The organism is Halospina sp. K52047b (genome assembly GCF_008709855.1).
Classification (GTDB): Bacteria; Pseudomonadota; Gammaproteobacteria; order Pseudomonadales; family Oleiphilaceae; genus Halospina; species Halospina utahensis_B.
On record NZ_VYJH01000001.1, the window covers coordinates 39,851 to 56,879 of the forward strand.

Sequence of the window (17,029 nt, forward strand, 5' to 3'; positions counted from 1 at the left end):
GGTATCAGGTCCGGCAGGGATCAGTTCATGCGGTACATGCTGTTGCGTGTGCGCTGGACGTCCTTGTGGAACTGGTCCATGTCCATGATGTCCTCGTCGTTCTCGATCCACTCCTGCTGCTCGTCTTCGCAGGCCCTGGGCGAGAACCAGCCGGCGTAGGCATAGAATATGCCGATCAGCGGTGACAGCCAGCAGGCGAAGGCCAGCGGGATGTAGAGCAGGTCGGTCATGTCCGCGCCGGAGACGGTCAGCCCGAGTGAGGTGATCACCACGGCACCGCCGGCGTTCCAGGGAATCAGCGGCGAGATCAGTGTGCCGCCTTCCTCGGTGGCGCGGGAGAGGTTGAGCATCGAGTACCCCTTGCCACGGTAGGCGGGGCCGAACATGCGCCCTGTCAGGGTGATGGCGAGGTAGGGGTCGCCGGCGATGAGGTTGGTGGCCATGGAGCTGCCGATGGCGGAGGTCTGCAGCCTCGGGAAGCTCTGTGCCCGTGTGACCAGTGCCTCGATGAGGGCCTTCATGCAGCCGGTGCGCTCCAGGATGCCGCCAAAGGAAAGTGCGATCAGAAGCAGCGTGATTACCCATGTCATGGACTGGATGCCGCCCCGGTTGAGCAGGTTGTCGATCTCACTCACCCCCGTGCTGATCTCATAGCCGGAGAAAGCGAAGGCGAACAGGTTCTGGACCGAGGCCCCCTGGAAGATTACGGCGGTCAGGCCACCCAGTAGCACACCGGTGAACAGCACCGGCAGCGCGGGCAGGCGCTTGACGGCCATGGCGATCACCAGGATGACTGGCAGCACCGTCCACCAGGAGAGGGTGAAGCTGCTGGAAAGCCCCTCGTTGATGGCGGCGATACGCTCGAAGGACGCGGCCTGGTCGTCAATCAGCCAGAAGCCGGCAATACCGTAGAGCACCAGGGCAATCACCATGGCCGGGAGCGTGGTGGGCAGCAGGTTCCGGATGTGGGAGAACAGGTAGACGCCCGTGACGGCCGGCGCCAGGTTGGTGGTGTCGGAAAGGGGCGAGAGTTTGTCGCCGAAGAACGCGCCCGAGACCACGGCCGCTGCCGTCCAGTGGGCGGGCAGACCGAAACCGGCACCGATGCCCATCAGGGCCAGACCCACGGTGCCCACGGTCCCCCAGGAGGTGCCCAGGGACACGGAGACCACGGCGCACAGGAGAGTCGCTGCAGCCAGGAAGATGGTCGGGTCCAGCAGTTCCAGACCGTAGAAGATCAGGGTGGGCACGGTGCCGCTGGCGATCCAGACACCGGTGATCATGCCCACCAGCATCAGAATGCCCACCGCGGGCAGGCCCAGGCTCACCACCTGCAGCATGCCTTCTTCCATATCCTTCCAGGTGAGGCCGATGTAGCGGCCCATCAGGGCGGTTATGGCGATCCCCAGGACCAGGGGAACGTGCGGGGTGAAGGTGTCGAACACAAACAACTGGATGCCCAGCACCACAAAGGTCAGTGCGATGGGCATAAGAGCCAGGCCAAGGCCTGGTTTTGGATCATCAGAGCTCATAGTACTTCTCCATGACGTTTATCCCGGCGTTGCGGCCAGGGTCTGAACGTTGCGGGACAATGAAGTTCTGGATCAGACAGGTAGTGCGCCCCGTTTGGGGTGGCATACCTTATCAGGGTAGGGAGCTAATAAAACCGCTTATGGATTTGAATTGCTGATGCGTCCATAAGGAAAACAAATGGCGCCATTCACGCTGGGCGCTGCCAGTGCCGCAGGCGCGCAGATGAACCGGGTGGCCGGCCGGGCATTGCGCCAGGCGGGCGCGGGCAAGGGGCGTGAGGGTGCCAAGGCGCGGGTAGCCGCCGATGGTCTGGCGGTCGTTCATCAGGCAGATGGGCTGACCGTCGGCCGGAACCTGCACGGCGCCAGCGGGAATGCCTTCGGAGATCATGGCGGTGTGGCGGCAGACCAGTTCCGGCCCGGTGAGGCGGATGCCCATGCGGTCCGTGCGGGTATCGACCGTCCATTGCCGGTTGAAGGCCTGGTAAAGGCTGTAGCCGTCAAACCGGGCCGCCTGACCGCCGGGGATGAGCCCCAGCCGGGCCGGTTGCTGGTAATCCATCCGCTGGGCTTTCGGAACATGGGTTTCCGCGGGAAGGCGGCCGGCTTCCTGTTGTGGGAATGCCAGCCGGTCGCCGGACTCCAGGGGGCGCCCGCCGCCTTTGTGTCCGCCCAGTCCCTCGCGCGTGACGCAGGCAACGCTGCCAAGGCTGGTTTCCCCCTGCCAGCCACCGGGGATGCCCAGGTAGGCACGCATGCCGGCGCGGGGCAGGTCGAATGCCAGCCGGTGGCCTGGATGCAGCTCAAACCGCTGCCAGGGCGTCAGCGGCTGGCCGTTGACGGTGGCGCCCAGGTCCGCCCCGGTGAGCGACAGGGTGGTACTGGTTTCGGCGACCAGTGAGAGCCCGCCAATGGTGATTTCCAGAACCGGGGCAGCCTGAGCGTTGCCGAGCAGGGCGTTGGCCCAGCCGGCGGCGTACCAGTCCATGGGGCCACCCTGGGTCATCCCCAGATGCCGTACCCCGAAGCGCCCGGCATCCTGCAGCAGGGCCAGGGGGCCGGCTTGCTCGACACGCAGGGCACCGGCGCGGCTCATGGGGTTGCCTCCGCAACGGGCGTGGGGTCGCCGCCGAGCTCGATGAAGCGCTGCCGGGAGATCGGCACAAACCGGACCCGGTCCCCCGGCTCAAGGACCGTCATGGGCTCGCGGGTGGCATCGAACAGCGTGAGGGGCGTTCGCCCGATCAGGTTCCAGCCCCCGGGCGTCACCTGGGGGTAGGCCGACGTCTGGCGCTCGGCAATGGCGATGCTGCCGCGCGGGACCTGCTGCCGGGGTGTGGCGAGCCGTGGCGTGGCCAGCGCCGGGTCCACCAGCCCCATGAACGCGAACCCCGGCACAAACCCCAGCGCGAAGACCTGGTACTGCGCGGTCGCGTGCGCGGCTGCAACCCGCTGCGGGGACCAGCCGTTACGCTCCGCGATCAGGCTCAGCTCCGGGCCCACGCTGACGTCGTACCATACCGGCAGTTTGATCAGGCGCCCCCCGGTATCCTCGCTGCTGGGTTCCAGCCGTTCCAGGACGCTTTCCAGCAGTCTCCGTGACACAGTGTCCGTGAGCTGCCAGGGGTCGTACTGCACCAGAACCGTGGTGTAGGAGGGCACCATCTCGACCAGTGCGTCACCCAGTACAGCACGGCAGTCCCGGCAGAACGCGGTGATCCAGTTCCGGTTGGCGGGGTCGATCCGGTCGGAGAACCGCACCACCCAGGCATCAATGCCGGCGTTTTCCACCCGGGGTGTCATCATGGCGCTGGCTGATGAATGGCGTCGCGGATGCGGCGGATGGCGGCGATGGATTCCGGGTTGTCGCCATGGACGCAGAGGGTGTCCGCTTCCAGAACCAGTTCGCCGCCGCCGCTGGTGGTGAGTGTATCGCCCCGGGCGATCCGGCGGGCCTGTTCGATGATGGTTTCCGGCTCTGCGTGTACGGCACCGGGCTTGCCCCGGCTGAGCAGGTGGCCGTCGTCGTCGTAGGCGCGGTCGGCAAAGGCTTCCAGCCAGAGGGGAATGCCGTGGGCCGTGGCCAGGGAGCGGACCGGGTGATTGTCCCGGGTGGACAGGGTCATGAGCGCCACCCCCGGGTCGAACGCCTTAACCGCGCGCATGACCGCCGCGAGGATGTCATGGTTTTTCATCATGTCGTTGTAGAGCGCCCCGTGCGGTTTGACGTAATGCACATCGGTGCCGGCTGCATGGCAGAAGGCACTCAGGGCCCCGATCTGGTAGAGCACGAGGTTTTCGATCTCGTCCGCCGAACAGGCCATGGAGCGCCGCCCGAAACCCATCAGGTCCGGGTAGGCGGGGTGGGCGCCGATGGTCACGCCATGGCTCACCGCCAGCTGCACGGTTCGCCGCATGTGGTCCTGGTCCGAGGCGTGGAAGCCGCAGGCGATGTTGGCCAGATCCACCACCGGCATAACGGCCTCGTCCATCCCCATGGCCCAGGGGCCGAAGCTTTCACCCATGTCCGCATTCAGTCGCAGTCCTGTCACGGTTGTTTCCCACCTCAGCGTTGACGATCAGTGCTGGTACAGGTCAAGGATACTGTAATAGGGGCGGAACGGGAAAAGCACGGGCCCGGCTTTTGGGGAGCCGGGCCCTGATAGCCCCCTTCAGGTGGAAGAGGTTCCGGAGAGGTTCATGTTGCTGGAGGCATCGCCCGCGTGGTTGCGGTCAGTCAGCAGCGATACACCGACGTAGCACGCGGACGACACGGCACAGCCGGTGAGCGGGCCGATCAGCCAGCCCACCTCCATGAACAGCATCATATAGCCGCTGGTGAAAAAGCCTACGATCATGGCCGTGAGCGCGCCCCAGCCGCTGCCCTGCCAGAAGGTGGAGATGAACACCGGACCGATCATGCTGGCCATGAGTGTGCCGGAGCCCAGTATGCCCAGCCAGGAAAGCATGAATGGCGGTGCGTAGAGCATCATCAGCAGGCCCACAATGCCCAGGATCACCACCGCGATGCGGTTGATGGTGAGGGCTCCATGGTCACTGTGGTGCTCACCGAACAGCGCCAGGCGCAGGTCATGGGAGGTGGCCGAGGCCACGGTGTGCAGCAGGGAGTTGGCTGTGGACTTCATGGCGAACAGGATGAACAGGGTGATCAGCCCCTGGATGGCCGGGTGCATGAAGTGCTCCAGGTACATGGGCATGGCCCGGTCCGGGTCCTCCAGCTCGGGGAACTGCATGCGCATGTAGAGCCCGACGATCGGGATCAGGCTGAGCAGTGCCCCGAGAATGGCCACATAGACGCCGACCTTGTGGAACTTGATGCCCGGTTTCATGGCCAGGAAGCGGATGGCCATGTAGGGCAGCACCGCGGAGAACAGGAAGGCATAGGGCAGGACCAGGAAGACGGTTGCCACGTTGTCACCGTAGTGTGCACCAGTGGTAGGGTTGAGCAGTTCCGGGTCGATGTTGTTGAGCGAGCTCTGCCAGGCGGTCAGGTCCACACTGGTGAAGATCTGGATCATGATCAGCACAGCAGCCAGGGCCATGCCGCAGACCATGATGGTGTCTGTCCAGGCCACGGCCGCCAGGCCGCCAAGCATGGTGTAGATGATGATCACGGCAATCATCAGGGTGGCGCTGGTGCCCAGTTTGATATCGAGCCACTCGGCGCCCAGAAGGCCCACCGCCTTGATCTGGCTGGTCAGGAACACCAGCAGAAGCAGAATGGTGATGATGCCGGCAACGCCCTGGAGCACCCGCCCCATGATGCCGCCACCGTGGCTCTGTGCCACGTATTCGGGAATGGTGTTGCTGCCCATCTCCAGGGCACGACTCTGCAGGAAACGCGCAAAGTACAGTACGGCAATCATCATCGCGGGGGCGAAAAAGAAGTTCCCCAGTACCTCGATGGCGCCGAACTGGTAGGTGACACCAGGGGAACCAATGAATCCCCATCCGCTGAAGCCGGTTGCTACAATGGTGCCCGCTGCCACAAAGGGGCCGAGCGAGCGCCCGGCCACCAGGAAGCCGCCTTCGGAGTCCTTGGTAATGTAGCGGGATGAGAGATAGCCGATAACGATGAGAAGAACGAAGGTGAGGGCCAGAAGCCCCCAGTTGAAATACGTGTACGGATCCATGGTCAACTCCGCGTTGAGGTGTTGGCCGGCTTCCTGTCCAGTTCACGTTTGACGAAGGTGGCGGCGGAATGCGCGAGCATCACGCCGGTGAGGATGGCGAATGTTGCAAGAACCCAAGAATTCATCTGTCACAACTCCTGTCGTTTCTGAAAGACATGCTTTTCTTTCGGGCGGCTGGAACTGCTGAAAAGCTTCTTGCTAAGTAGTTCCACGTATGCCGGGTGCACACCTTACCAAGATGCGGCGCTAATAAAACCGGCTCTGGATTTGAACTCCTGATGGCGCCATAACATGACCAAATGGGCATAGACACCGATGACCAACATACCGATCGACTTTCTGCGGACTTTCGTGACCATCAAGGATCTGGGGGGATTCACCCATGCGGGGGAGCTGCTGGGCCGTTCCCAGCCGGCCATCAGCCTCCAGATCAAGAAGCTGGAGTCCACGCTGGGGACGAACATCTTCTCACGCGGCAGCAGCCTGGAGCTGACCGAGGATGGGGAGTACCTCTATGAAGCGGCCCAGCAGATCCTGCAGATCAATGATCAGGTGGTGGCCCGCATCAAGGGGGAGAACGTCTCGGGCCGGGTGCGGCTGGGGATTCCCAATGACTTTGAGCTGGCCTTTCTGCCGCGTGCACTGCGGGAGCTGTCGAACATCTACCCCAACATCACGGTGGAGGTGGACAGCGACATCAGCAAGTCCATTCATCAGCGCTTCCAGCGCAACTATTACGACGTCTGCCTGGTGATGGAGCCCGAAGGCGAGGCGGCGCCTCTGGATGAACAGGATCAGCGTGTGGATCAGCTGGCGTGGGTGGTGAACGATTCCAGCGTGGCGGAGGCGGATATTGTGCCCCTGGTGACCTACCCGCAGGGCTGCATCTACAGGGCCATGATGGAGACCGCGCTTGAGGAGGCCGGGGTGCCGTATCGCATCGCGTACACCAGCCCCAGTCTTCTCGGGATCATGTCCGCCGTGGAGGAAGGGTTGGGTGTGACGGCCCTGGCGGCCTCAGTGGTACCGGCCAATGTACGGGCCCATGAACAGACCGAGGTCCTGCCGCCGCTGGGGGCGGTTAGTGTCAGCCTTTACTACCGCCAGAATGAGCTGAACGTGGCCACCCAGCAGGTGCTCGACTTCCTGCGCAGTGGGCTGGCGGAACTCTCGCCGGTGCCCGCTCTGGGTGGCCGTCAGCGCTGATCACTGCACGATGTTGTGCTCGGGGCCGTAGGGGAAGCGGGTGATGTTCTCAGCCCCATGCTCGTTCACCACCAGGATGTCATGCTCCCGGTAACCGCCGGCGCCCGGCATGCCTTCCGGGATCGTGATCATGGGCTCCATGGAAACCACCATGTTTGGCTCCAGCACGGTTTCCACATCCTCGCGCAGTTCCAGACCCGCCTCGCGTCCGTAGTAGTGGCTGAGGGTGCCGAAGGAGTGGCCGTAGCCGAAGGAACGGTACTGCAGCAGGTCGTGCTCCGCGTAGATTTTGTTGAGTTCGTGGGCGATGTCGCAGCAGCGCACGCCGGGGCGGATCAGTTCCTGGCCGCGTTCGTGCACCTGGCAGTTGATCTGCCACAGGCGCAGGTGCTCGTCGGAGGCGTGGTCGCAGAACAGGGTGCGCTCCAGTGCTGTGTAGTAGCCGGAGATCATGGGGAAGGTGTTCAGGCTCAGGATGTCGCCCTTCTGCACCCGCCGGCTGGTGACCGGGTTATGGGCGCCATCGGTGTTGATGCCGGACTGGAACCAGACCCAGGTATCCATCAGGTCCGTGTGCGGGTAGGTCCGGGCGATCTCGCGCACCATGGCCTGCTCGCCGGCCAGTGCCACCTCGTATTCGGGAACCCCTGCGGCGATGGCGTCGCGGACTGCTGAGCCGCCCAGATCCGCGATGCGCGCGCCCTGTTTGATCAGCGCAATCTCCTCCTGGGATTTGAGCATCCGCATCTGCATGGTCGGTACGCCGATGTCCACGAGTTCGACCTTCCCGAGCGCATCCTGGAATTTGGTGTGGTTCTGCAGGGTGACGTGGTCGTACTCGATGCCCACGCGCCGGCAGCCGCCGCACAGCTCCCGCACGGCCTTGAAGAAATTGTCCTTCTGCCAGTCGGTGTAGATGATGTTGTCGCCCAGCTGGTTGCGACGCCAGGGCTGGCCGCCGTCGATGTTGGCGGTGACGGTGGTGTAGCGCTCCTGGGTGACCACCAGCCCGTAGTCCCGCCCGAACCGGCAGTACACGAAATCACTGAAGTAGTTGATGTTGTGGTAGGAAGTCAGGACAACGGCGTCCACGTTGTTCTCGGCCATGTGCTTGCGCAGCTTGCCGAGGCGCCGCTGCAGTTCATCAATGGAAAAGGTGGGCGTTACCTTTTCACCGTTGGGGATCTCGATCAGTGATGGCAGTTCCATGGAAGCACTCCGTGTTCATTGCTTGCAGGCGGAGCGGAACACTATCTTTGCATGGAGCGCCACAGGCAAATGAGTAGTTCAAATGCCATCATTGGAATGGGAAATGGTGGCCGTCAGCTAATGGGACATTTGCCTGTTGATAAATATCAACTACATAATGTGGAGTGTATGATGACCCCTCATGACCAGAATCCCGGGTAGCCCTTGATGACCACGCAGCAGCCGCTTCTCCAGACCCAGCAGAGAATCCAGGAAATGATTGCGGAGCAGCGGCCTCTGAAGGAAGTGCTGACCGAGATCACAGCCTTTGCCGAGGAGATGCTGCCGGGGGCCCTGGTGTCACTCATGTGTTACGACGAGCAGCGGGGTACGCTCAGTCTGGTCCCCAATGATCGGTTCTCCGCCCGTTTTACCGAAGCCCTGCGGGATCTGCCAGTGGCTGCGGGTGTGGGGGCCTGCGGCAGTGCGGCCTACCACCGTTCCATGATGGTAACCACGGATATCCAGACGGATGACCGCTGGGAGGGATACCGGTCGATCGCACTGGACGAGGGGCTGCGGGCCTGCTGGTCCGTTCCCGTCCTGTCTGCGGAGGGCGAGACACTTCTGGGAACCTTCGGCACCTATTATCGGGAGCCCGCCAGTCCTTCGGATGCGGATCGTTTCAATCTCCAGCAGGCGGCGGCTCTGGCGGCGCTGGCCATTATCCGGGATCGCGACTGGTACCGTTATCAGGATCTGACAGCCCGTTATCAATCCCTGTATGAGCACCATCCCGATGGCGTCTATGAATTCGATCTGGACGGCTATCTGAGGCGGGGTAACGCGGCATTTGCGCGCATCACCGGCTACTCACAGGCGGAGTACGCGGGGCGCCATTTCAATGAGTTCGTGGCGGAACCGTTCCAGGAAAAGACCCAGGAGGCGTTTGACGAAGCCCGGGCCGGAGGGCACGTCACCTATGAGACGCGGGGCGTGTTTTCCACCGGAGAACCGTACGACCTTGAGGTAACCAATTTCCCGATTCAGGTGGAGGGCGAGATTGTCGGGGTCTTTGGTGTCTGCCGGGACATTTCGCTCCGCAAGGAGCATGAGCGGCTGATCGCGTTCCACAACAGCTACGACGCCGTAACAGGGCTCGTTAACCGGGTGGTTTTTGAGGAGCAGCTTCTGCACACCCTGAATGAGCGCCGCCGTGAGAGGCGCTCTGTAGCGGTGATGTACCTGGACCTGGATGGCTTCAAACCCATCAATGAGGGTTTCGGTCACCGTGTCGGGAATACACTGCTGCAGCGGGTGGCGGAGCGTCTCCAGCAGCTTCTGGGACAGGACTGCGTACTCTCACGGCTTGTGGCTGACGAGTTCGTCGTGCTGCTCCCAGAGGTTGAAGAGCCGGCGATGGTTGAGCGCAGGGCGGAGGCGATACTCTCAGCACTTGAGGACCCCTTCGAGGTGGAGGGGCACGCGATTCATCTCAGCGCCAGCGCCGGCCTGGCAATGGATGATGGCGAATCCGAGGCGCCCATTCTGATCCAGCATGCGGACATTGCCATGGAGGTGGCGAAAAGTCGGGGGATGAATACCTGGCACTGGTATGAGCAGGAGCGCCGCCCCGCCACACAGGACGAGATTATTCTGCGCCATGACCTGCGTCTGGCAATGGAGCGCAATGAGCTGGAGCTGCATTATCAGCCAGTGATTGATGCGGTGAGCGGTTCCTGGCGTGGAGTGGAGGCGCTGGTGCGCTGGCACCATCCGCAGCGGGGAATGATATCGCCGGGGGTGTTCATTCCCCTTGCTGAGCAGACGGGCCAGATCATCGAGGTGGGCCGCTGGGTACTCAGGCGAGCGTGCGAGGATGGTATGCAGCGCTGGCGGGAAGGCTGCCAGGTGGTTCCGGCGGCGGTGAACATTTCCACTCTGCAGTTCCGGCGCCGTAATTTTGTGGAAGAGGTCCGGGCCATTCTGGCGGAAACCGGTCTGCCGGGCCATCTGCTGGAACTGGAGGTGACTGAGGGGGTGCTTATGGAAAACGCCCAGGAAACCATTGAGCTCATGAAGCAGCTCAGGGAACTGGGTGTGACGGTCTCCATTGATGACTTCGGCACTGGTTACTCCAGCCTGCGCTATCTCCGGGATCTGCCTGCCAGCAAGGTCAAGCTCGATATTTCCTTCATCCGCGATATCCTCACCAATCCCGACAACATGGCGATTGTCCAGGGCATCATTACCATGGCTCACCACATGGGGCTGAAGGTGGTGGCTGAAGGGGTTGAAACCGGGGAACAGCGTGACGACCTGATTGCGCGGGGCTGCGATCTTCTTCAGGGATTCCTGTTCTCCAGGGCCCTGCCTGTTGCCGAACTGGACTCTCTTCCGGCCCGGTTTCCAGACCGCGGCTGAACCATGTGCATTCGTGATTCTGTGGTTATACTACATTACGTAGTATCCACACTTTGATCGGCTCGTGACTCGCGTACATTGACTGTGACTGATCAGTCCGAGGTCCTGGAGTGAAGTATGGGGCAGCCCCCAGTTTCTGGAGATCGGGTTTCCGCACTCGAAACCATCATTGATGTTGCTGAACTTGGAACCTGGATCTGGAACGTGCAGACCGGAGAGACCGAGTTCAACGACTATTGGGCCAGAATGCTGGGTTACACCCTGGCGGAGCTTGAGCCCACCTCCATCGATACATGGCTTTACTTTCTCATTGAAGAGGATCGCCCGGTCTCGGAACAGGCACTGAAGGCGCACTTTGATGGTGAGGCCTCCGTCTATGACTGCGAAGTGCGTGTACGCCACCGGGATGGCCGCCTGATCTGGATCCGGGATTTCGGCCGTGTGGTCAGCTGGACCCCGGAGGGGCAGCCCGAATGGGTCAGTGGTGCCCATCTGGACATCACCTCGCACAAGGACCTTGAGCAGAGCTTACGCGAAGAGTCGGAGGCTAACCGCGAGCTCATCCAGACCCTCGAGAGGGCGCAGGAAATCGGCAATCTCGGCTACTGGAAGGCGAACCTGGATGCTGGGGACCTGTACTGGTCGGAAAAGGTTTTCGAGATTTTCGGGGTTTCCAGTGATACGTTCACGCCTTCGGTAAATGCCTTCCGCACCTTTATCCATGCGGAGGATCTGGCGCTTGTTGATGCCATGGAGGTGCAGGCGAGGCAGACTGGCCTTTTCGATGTTGAACATCGCGTTGTTCGCCCGGACGGCTCGGTGAGGTGGGTTTATGAGCGCGGGGATTACACGCCTGTCGGTGGTGGTCATGTCTTCATCGGCACGGTCAGGGACATCACCGAGCAGAAGGAGCAGGAGGCTCGTCTCCGTGAACTGTCTTTCACAGATCCACTGACGCAGATTCCCAACCGGCGGGTTTTCATGGAGCGGCTGAACGAGAGCTATGAGCTGTTCAGCCGTCGTGAGATCCCGGCCTCGGTTGTCATGATTGATATTGACCATTTCAAGGCTGTTAACGACACCTATGGTCACGGTGCGGGGGATGAGGTGATCGGGAACGTGGCACGCACTCTGGCTGACCGTGTGCGGGAGAGCGACGTACCCTGCCGTCTTGGTGGCGAGGAGTTCGGGGTTCTGCTCCCGGGAACGGGGATCGAGGAGGCCATGGATCTCGCGGAGCGCCTGCGAGTGGAAATTGCGGGGTATGCCTGCACAACCTACCGGGGCGAGGTGTTCCAGGTGACCGTCAGCGCTGGTGTCAGTCGCTTCAATAGGGAAGATGAGCACCCTGAGCAGGCTCTTCAACGGGCCGATGCGGCGCTTTACCTGGCCAAGGCGACCGGCCGTAACCGAGTAATGAAGGGCGCATGAGCTGGATTGCATAGAGCAAAAACTCTAGACCTGATGGACAACTGGATAGGGGATGGTGTATCACGGGCTGCAACTGAAGAGCCTGAGTGGAGAACCATCACATGCGACGCTGGAACGGCTGGGGTGACGCCAGCTTCCATCTGCCCCTGCCGGCTGCGGGGCAGGATTTTCTGAAAGCCCGCCTGGGCGCTGCCTCGCCACTGTCTGAAGCGACCCTTGAGCAGGTGTGTGCCGAAGTCCCGGAATCCCGTATCCCGGAGCGCCCCGGGGTTCACACGGACCCGGAGACCAGGGTGCGGCATGCCCGGGGGCAGAGCCTGGCGGACTGGCTGGCCATGCGCAGCGGCGATTTCGGGCTCTTTTCGGACGCAGTAGCGTTGCCCGAGCACAGTGAGGAGGTAGCGGAGCTCCTGCAATGGGCCCGGGAACGGGATCTTGTGGTGATTCCCTACGGTGGCGGTACCAGTGTGGCCGGGCATATCAACCCGGAGGATTCCGGCAGGCCCATTCTCACACTCTCGCTGGAGCGCATGAACCGTCTGATGGATCTGGACGCCGAGAGCCAGATCGCCACCTTTGGTGCCGGTACGCCGGGCCCGCTGGTGGAATCCCAGCTCCTGGCCCATGGCTACACCCTCGGCCATTTCCCCCAGTCCTTTGAACTGTCCACCATTGGCGGTTGGGTCGCCAGCCGCTCCAGTGGCCAGCAGTCCCTGCGCTACGGCCGCATTGAACAGCTTTTCGCGGGCGGCCGTATGGAGACCTTCCAGGGCGCCTGGGAGGTTCCAACCTTCCCCGCCTCCGCCGCCGGCCCGGACCCCCGTGAGATGGTGCTGGGCTCGGAAGGGCGCTTCGGTGCCATCACTGAAGTGAAGGTCCGCGTCACGGCGGTGGCGGAGCATGAGTCCTTTCATGTGCTTTTCTTCCCGGACTGGGAGCGCGCACGTCTGTGTGCCCGCCAGCTGGTGCAGAACCGTACGCCGCTTTCCATGCTGCGGTTGAGTAATGCGGTGGAGACGGAAACCCAGCTGGCCCTGGCGGGCCACCCGACAATGATCGGGATGCTGGAACGCTATCTGGGCTGGCGTGGCGCGGCTGAAGGGAAATGCATGATGACGGTCGGTCTGACGGGGACAAAGGCCCAGTGCCGAACCGGGCTGCGCGAACTGAAACGGATCAGCCGCGGCAATGACGGTGTCTACACCGGCACCTACCTGGGCAGGAAGTGGGAACAGAAGCGCTTCACCATGCCCTACCTGCGCGAGACGCTGTGGGAGCAGGGTTATGCCGTGGATACTCTGGAAACGGCCACGGACTGGGACAACGTGGATACCCTGATGGAGCGCATCGAGACCACGCTGCGCCACGGCCTTCAGTCCGAGGGCGAACCGGTGCATGTGTTCACCCACCTGTCCCACGTCTACGGCCAGGGCTGCAGCATCTACACCACTTATGTGTTCCGGTGCGCGGGCAGCTACGAGGCCACCCATGAGCGCTGGGCCCGGCTGAAGCAGGCTGCCTCGCAGGTGATCGTGAACAACCGGGGAACCATCAGTCATCAGCACGGGGTCGGCAAAGACCATGCGCCTTACCTGCCCACGGAGAAAGGGCCGGTCACCATCGGCATGCTGCACGCCATGAGCCGCTACATGGACCCGGACCAGCGTCTGGCCCCGGGCGTATTGTTGCAGCATGAGCCGGAGGAGCAGGCATGACGGAAGCGAGCAGTATCCACGAGGAACGCCGTGACACAGCAGCCCTGCTCGGCGGGGACGAACCCTGGGACATGGTGATCATCGGTGGTGGCATTACGGGTGCCGGCATCCTGCGCGAGGCCGCCCGGGAAGGCTACCGGGTCCTGCTGGTGGAGCAGCGGGACTTCGCCTGGGGAACTTCCAGCCGTTCCTCCAAGATGGTGCATGGGGGGTTGCGCTACCTGGCCAGCGGGGATTACCGCCTGACCCGGGATGCGGTGCATGAGCGCGAGCGTATGATGAACGAGGCGCCGGGGCTGGTGGATAACCTCTACTACATCATGCCGCACTTCAATCGCCAGTTCCCCGGGCCGGGTCTGTTCGGTCTGCTGCTCAGGGTTTACGACTTCCTGGCGCAGCGCCGGACCCGCCGCTTCTTTCCGGGCGAGTCCGTTCTGCGCTGGGTGCCGGGGCTGCGCCGTGAGGGCCTGCGCGGTGGTACCCGTTTTTCGGACGCGGTGACTGATGACGCCCGCCTGGTGCTGCGCATCCTGCAGGAGGCCACGAACGCCGGGGGCCGGGCGGTCAACTACGTGCGGGCTGAGGCCGTGACACCACCGTCTGACGGCGGTGAAGGGCGCGTGACCGTCCATGACGAGCTGGCTGACAGAGGTTATGACCTGCGCGCACGCCACATCGTCCACGCCACCGGTGCCTGGACGGATCGCCTGCGCAGCCAGCTCGGTGGCGACCAGCGCATCCGCCCCCTGCGTGGCAGTCACCTGGTTTTCCCGTTCTGGAAGCTGCCGGTCTCGGTGAGCCTGTCACTCATCCATCCCCGGGATCACCGCCCCATGTTCGTCTATCCCTGGGAAGGGGTGACCGTGGTCGGTACGACGGATCTGGATCATGACCAGGATCTCCAGAAAGAGGCGGTGCTCAGCCGGGCGGAAATGGCGTATCTGCTGGAAGCCGTGCACGATGCCTTCCCGGATGCACATCTGGGCGAGACGGATCTGATCAGCACCTGGTCCGGTGTGCGGCCGGTGGTGTCCGACAGCGCGGGCCGGAAGAAAAAACCCTCAAAAGAGAAACGGGAACACGTCATCTGGAACGACCAGGGGGTTATCAGTGTTGCCGGTGGCAAGCTGACCACATTTCGTTTGATCGCGCTGGAGGTGCTGGACCATGTGCGTACAGACAACGGCATTCGCCGTGACCTGGATGAGCAGGTCTTCTCGCCGGCTCCGGCAATGGCCCGGCCCAATGCCCTCACAGCCTGGCAGTGGCAGCGCCTGTGTGGCCATTACGGCAGTAGGGTGGAAGAGGTCCTGGAAGCCGGCCCGCTGATGCCCATTGGTCATACGGATACGCTGCTGGCGGAACTGGTGTGGAGCTGCCGGAATGAGCGGATCGGTCATCTGGATGACCTGTTGCTGCGCCGGACCCGGCTGGGGCTGTTGCTGCCGGAGGGCGGTGCGCCCTGGCTGGAGGTTCTGCGTGAGCACTGCCAGGCGCCGCTGGGATGGGATGATGCCCGCTGGCAGCAGGAATGCACACGCTATCGCGAGCTCTGGCGCGCCAGCTACCACCTGCCGTCGGAGTCCGGGGCATGAGTGTTGAGCCGCTCATCCTTGCCATCGACAACGGCACCCAGAGCACGCGGGCACTGCTGTTCAATGGCCGGGGCGAGCTGGTGGGCAAGGGGCAGGACGGGATCGAACCCTACCGCTCTCCGGAGCCGGGCTGGGCGGAGCAGGATCCGGACTACTACTGGCAGAGTATTGGTCGGGCCTGCGCCCAGCTCTGGGACAACACGGCCATCCCGCGGGAAGCTGTTGCCGGCGTGGCCCTGACAACCCAGCGCGGCACGGTGGTGAACCTGGATGCCAGTGGCATGCCCCTGCGCCCGGCGATTGTTTGGCTGGACCAGCGCCGTGCCCCCGGGCCTGTGCGGGTGCCGCCTTTCTGGCGTGTGGTGCTCAGGCTGCTGGGCCTGTCCGGGACCATCCAGAAGCTGGGGGAGCAGACACAGGCCAATTGGATCGCTTACAACCAGCCGGATGTCTGGGCCCGGACCAGCCGTTACCTGCTGCTCTCCGGTTATCTCAACTGGCGGCTGACCGGGCGCTTCGTGGATTCCATCGGTAGCCAGGTGGGCTACCTGCCGTTCGACTACAAGCGCCATGACTGGTGCCGACCGAATGACCTCAAATGGCAGCTGATGGCAGTGAAGCGCAGCATGCTGCCGGAACTGGTTCGGCCTGGGAAGCGCATGGGTGGCCTCACTCCGGAGGCTGCAACGCATCTTGGGTTGCCCTCTGGCGTTCCCGTACTGGCTGCTGCCTCGGACAAGGCGTGTGAAATACTGGGATGTGGTGGCCTCTCACCGGAAACCGCCTGTATGAGCTATGGCACCACGGCCACCATCAATACCACCAACGACCGCTACGTGGAGCCCACCCGCTTCCTGCCACCTTACCCTTCAGCGGTGCCGGGGCGTTATTCCGGCGAGGTGATGATCTACCGGGGCTTCTGGATGGTGAGCTGGTTCAAACGCCAGTTCGGGCAGCGGGAACAGGCGATTGCCGAGGAACGGGGCATTGCCCCGGAAGCCCTCTTCGATGAACTGGTGCGTGAGGTGCCGCCCGGTTCCATGGGCCTGATGCTGCAACCGTACTGGTCACCGGGGGTGCGCCAGCCGGGGCCAGAGGCCAAGGGGGCGATCATCGGCTTCGGGGATGTGCATACCCGTGCCCATATCTACAGGGCCATCCTGGAGGGGCTGGCCTATGCGCTGCGTGAGGGCAAGGAGCGGCTTGAGCGACGCAACCGTGTGCCGGTGCAGTGCCTGCGTGTGGCGGGGGGAGGGTCCCAGAGCGATGAGGCCCTGCAGCTGACGGCGGATATCTTCGGTCTGCCCGCGGAGCGGCCGCATACCTATGAAACGTCAGGGCTGGGGGCAGCGATCAACGCGGCCGTCGGGCTGGGCTGGTACGCGGATTACGATTCGGCAGTGGCAGCCATGACCCGGCTTGGGGAGCGCTTCGATCCGGACCCGGAGCGTCAGGCGCTCTACGATCGGTTGTACCGGGAGGTGTATCAGCGGATGTATTCGCGGCTGTCACCACTGTATCACCGGATCCGAGCGATTACCGGGTATCCCGAATAAAAAAAGGCGGACCAAGGGTCCGCCTGAAGAAGAAGTCGTAAGGGAAGAATGAAAAGCCTGAAAAATTCATAATCCCTGGGATCCTGTTGCAGTGCCCGGTTGCCGGCGAAAGTACTGCTGCCTCTTCCGCCCCGGGGGATACTGCTCAAATCCACGTGCTCAGTATGCGTTGGAGGAGGACCGGCGTCTGTTGAATGACGGTGAGCGCGCGTAACGGAATGTGAACAC

13 protein-coding genes are annotated in these 17,029 nt (G+C 62.9%); 6 read left to right on the plus strand and 7 right to left on the minus strand.

Features of this window, described 5'->3' with window-relative positions; all coding sequences use genetic code 11:
* Positions 1–20: 20 nt before the first annotated feature.
* From nhaC to F3089_RS16135, 6 genes are all read right to left on the minus strand, one after another.
* On the minus strand, positions 21–1,532 hold the full coding sequence (nhaC, locus tag F3089_RS00250; protein WP_151438887.1) for a Na+/H+ antiporter NhaC: 1,512 nt from the start codon (positions 1,530–1,532) through the stop codon (positions 21–23).
* Positions 1,533–1,644: 112 nt separating this feature from the next.
* Positions 1,645–2,628 carry a 5-oxoprolinase subunit C family protein gene (locus tag F3089_RS00255; protein WP_151438888.1) on the minus strand — a complete coding sequence of 328 codons (984 nt, stop codon included), beginning with the start codon at positions 2,626–2,628 and terminating at the stop codon, positions 1,645–1,647.
* Positions 2,625–3,335 (minus strand): 5-oxoprolinase subunit PxpB, encoded by a 711-nt coding sequence (pxpB, locus tag F3089_RS00260; RefSeq protein WP_151439248.1) that lies wholly within the window; start codon positions 3,333–3,335, stop codon positions 2,625–2,627. Before pxpB ends, F3089_RS00255 begins: the two co-directional genes overlap by 4 nt.
* Positions 3,335–4,084: a 5-oxoprolinase subunit PxpA gene (locus tag F3089_RS00265; protein ID WP_151438889.1), complete on the minus strand. Its 750-nt coding sequence runs from the start codon at positions 4,082–4,084 to the stop codon at positions 3,335–3,337. Before F3089_RS00265 ends, pxpB begins: the two co-directional genes overlap by 1 nt.
* 120 nt (positions 4,085–4,204) lie before the next feature.
* Positions 4,205–5,686, minus strand: a complete 1,482-nt coding sequence (locus F3089_RS00270) for a sodium:solute symporter family protein (RefSeq protein ID WP_151438890.1) — start codon at positions 5,684–5,686, stop codon at positions 4,205–4,207.
* Positions 5,687–5,688: 2 nt separating this feature from the next.
* Positions 5,689–5,811, minus strand: coding sequence for a hypothetical protein (locus tag F3089_RS16135; RefSeq protein ID WP_269844205.1), 123 nt, complete (start codon positions 5,809–5,811; stop codon positions 5,689–5,691).
* A 190-nt stretch (positions 5,812–6,001) separates the two neighbouring features.
* Here F3089_RS16135 and F3089_RS00275 point away from each other — a divergent pair, with 190 nt between their 5' ends.
* Positions 6,002–6,892: a LysR family transcriptional regulator gene (locus tag F3089_RS00275; RefSeq protein WP_151438891.1), complete on the plus strand. Its 891-nt coding sequence runs from the start codon at positions 6,002–6,004 to the stop codon at positions 6,890–6,892.
* Here the strand turns inward: F3089_RS00275 and F3089_RS00280 are convergent, their stop codons facing one another.
* Complete coding sequence (locus F3089_RS00280; protein WP_151438892.1) at positions 6,893–8,101, minus strand: M24 family metallopeptidase; 1,209 nt, start codon at positions 8,099–8,101, stop codon at positions 6,893–6,895.
* 207 nt (positions 8,102–8,308) lie between these two features.
* Between F3089_RS00280 and F3089_RS00285 the strand changes: the two genes are divergently transcribed.
* From F3089_RS00285 to F3089_RS00305, 5 genes are all read left to right on the plus strand, one after another.
* Positions 8,309–10,504: a putative bifunctional diguanylate cyclase/phosphodiesterase gene (locus tag F3089_RS00285; RefSeq protein ID WP_151438893.1), complete on the plus strand. Its 2,196-nt coding sequence runs from the start codon at positions 8,309–8,311 to the stop codon at positions 10,502–10,504.
* Between the two features lie 117 nt (positions 10,505–10,621).
* Positions 10,622–11,935, plus strand: a complete 1,314-nt coding sequence (locus F3089_RS00290) for a sensor domain-containing diguanylate cyclase (protein ID WP_151438894.1) — start codon at positions 10,622–10,624, stop codon at positions 11,933–11,935.
* Positions 11,936–12,036: 101 nt separating this feature from the next.
* Positions 12,037–13,650 (plus strand): FAD-binding oxidoreductase, encoded by a 1,614-nt coding sequence (locus tag F3089_RS00295; RefSeq protein WP_151438895.1) that lies wholly within the window; start codon positions 12,037–12,039, stop codon positions 13,648–13,650.
* Positions 13,647–15,245, plus strand: coding sequence for a glycerol-3-phosphate dehydrogenase/oxidase (locus tag F3089_RS00300; RefSeq protein ID WP_151438896.1), 1,599 nt, complete (start codon positions 13,647–13,649; stop codon positions 15,243–15,245). The genes F3089_RS00295 and F3089_RS00300 overlap by 4 nt, the downstream gene beginning before the upstream one ends.
* Entirely contained in the window at positions 15,242–16,801 is a 1,560-nt protein-coding gene (locus F3089_RS00305; protein ID WP_151438897.1) for an FGGY-family carbohydrate kinase, read from the plus strand. The genes F3089_RS00300 and F3089_RS00305 overlap by 4 nt, the downstream gene beginning before the upstream one ends.
* Positions 16,802–17,029: the final 228 nt, after the last annotated feature.